The following is a 2,361-nucleotide window of genomic DNA, read 5'->3' on the forward strand; positions in this document are numbered from 1 at the left end:
CCGGCCGTCGCCGCGGAACAGCCGCCAGCCGTCCGCGGCGCCGGTGCCGCCGTCGTCGGCGGGCCGGGCGGGACCGGGGACGGCGGCGTCCGGGGGCTCGTGGGGGTCGGCGGGTGCTTTCTCGGTGCTCATGGCTCCCTGGACTTCCTACAGTTCCGCTCGCTCGGAGGGGTCGGTCAGATGCGCGGTCAGCGGCAGCGGACGGCCCGGATCGTCCCACACCAGGACCGGGCGGGCACGGTGGTCGTCGGGGGAGCGGCGGGCCTTCGCCCGGTACTCCCGTACGGCATCGGGGAGTTGGTGCACCCGCGAGGGCGGGTCGAGCGCGAAGAGCCGGTCGCCGTCCGCCGCCTGCTCCCCGCGGTCCCAGAGCAGTACCGGTACTCCGCAGGCCAGGCACCACGTCGCGGTCCTGGCGCGGGTGCCGTGCGGCGTGCCGACCACCACGACGGACGCGTCCAGGTCCTCGTCGAGCAGCCCGGCCACCCGGCCCGGGTCGTCGTGCGCCGCGTCCAGCCGCACCGCGCCCTTCTTGCCCAGCGCCCGCCACCGGCGCCGCCACACGCCGTCGCTGTCGGCCAGCCGCCGGATGCTGGGGCAGCGCAGCACCATCGGATAGCGGGTGCCGACGACCTTGGGCGGCAGCGGGCCCTCGCCCGCGGCGTCCAGGGAGTCCAGGTCGATCTCCAGGTCGCCGTGTTCCACGATCAGTTCGACCGCCGGCCACGCCTGCCCGACCGAGGCGCCGGCCAGCCGGTCCAGATGCTTGTGCAGGATTCCGACGATCTCGGCCGGGGTCAGCGGGTCGGCGCCCGCGCCCGCGGCGGGCTGCAGCCGCCCGTCGCCCACGTCCGTCCAGAACCCCACGTCGTACCGGCGGGTGCGGCCGTGGCCCGTGCCGCCGGTCAGCTCGACCACCAGCCGCGGCGGCGCGCTCACCGCGGCCTGCGCCCACTGGTCCGCGTCGGCCCGCCGGTCGGCGAGGGTGCCCGCGTCGATGCCGAGGTGGCCCGCCATCCGCTCGTTCCACAGCCGCAGTTCGGTGCGTTGCGCGAGCGGGCTGCCGAGCGCGGCGACGAACTCCACCGCGCGCAGCAGCGCCGGCACGCCCGGCGAACCGGCCGGCACCTGCCGCCCGTCGCCCGCGCGGCTCTCCAGCGCGCTCACCCAGCGCCGCGCGTACGCGGCGAAGACCTTCGGGTCGCTGAGCCCCGTACCGTCCACCACCTCGTCCGGCAGCGGATACGGGAAGGCGCTGCGGGTGGCCTCCGGGACCCGCCGGCGGACGTCGTCGGGGAGCGTGCCGAGCAGCTGGAGCAGCGCCTGCTCCTCCCACGGGGACATCCAGTGGTCCGTCAGGCGCGGGGTGAGCCGGGCCAGGTCGCGCAGCGCGCGGGCGCTCACCGGGTCGTACGGCGCGAGCACCTCGGCCAGCGCGGGCACCGCCCGGTCAACGGTGACCAGCACCTCCGTCCACTCCTCCAGGGTCGGCAGCGAGCCGTCCTCGGGGTGCGGCAGCCGGCACCGCTCGGCGAAGCGCGCCGCGTGCTTGCGGAGGTGCGCCTCGTCGGGCAGCGCGCGGTCCAGCAGGAGGCGCAGGTCCTCGCGGAGCCGGTCGGGGGTGCGCTGCTGCGGTACCGGGTCGGCGCAGTCCGCGAGCAGGGCGCGGGCGCCCGCGGCGATCAGCTCCTCCTTGATGACCTGCCAGGAGAAGGACCAGCTCAGCCGGGTGGTCATGGCGGGGTCGTAGGGGCCGGTGCCGTGCGTGACCATGGCGGCGACCAGCCCGACCGCGCGGTGGTCGGCCACCGACCAGACCGGGCCGCCGCTGTAACCGCCGCGGATGGCCGCGCCGGTGGGCCGCCCGTGCACATAGCCGATGCCGCCCTCGACGGAGGCGATCCGGCCGTACGCGGTGTGCTCGGGGTCGCCGGTGCCGTACCGGGCGCGAACGGTCTGGGCACCGGCCATCGCGGTCCAGCGGGGCGGCGTGACGCCGGACGGCGGGTCGGCGGTCAGCTCCAGTACGGCGAGGTCGCCGCGCCAGCGCCGGGCGCCGGGCGGCACGGGGCAGTGCCGCTCGGGGAACTGCTCGTCCCGCGGCGGTATCCAGTGGGTGAGCCGGGCGGTGCCGCGAGTGTCCCCGGCGGCACCGGGGAAGCCCACCGTCAGCTCCACCGTGCCGGGGTGGGAATGCTCCAGCCGGTCCCGGCCGGCGGCGAGATTGACGACGTGGGCGCAGGTGAGGACATGCCGGGAGGTGAGGCAGACACCGGCGCCGACCGTGCGGACGCCGCTCCGCGGCATCGCGCGGAGCCCGGCCGAGTACGCGCCGAGCGCACTGCCGCCGACCGGGCCGGC

Annotated in this window: 1 protein-coding gene; it reads right to left on the minus strand. The window is 77.1% G+C overall.

Translation table 11 applies throughout. The features are described 5' to 3' along the window. Positions 1-147 precede the first annotated feature (147 nt). Positions 148-2,361, minus strand: a 2,214-nt coding sequence (locus ABT381_RS35625; protein ID WP_351602224.1) for a VMAP-C domain-containing protein, incomplete at its 5' end; no start/stop codon positions are given.

The sequence above is a fragment of the Streptomyces sp. NPDC000151 genome (assembly GCF_040301705.1).
Classification (GTDB): Bacteria; Actinomycetota; Actinomycetes; order Streptomycetales; family Streptomycetaceae; genus Streptomyces.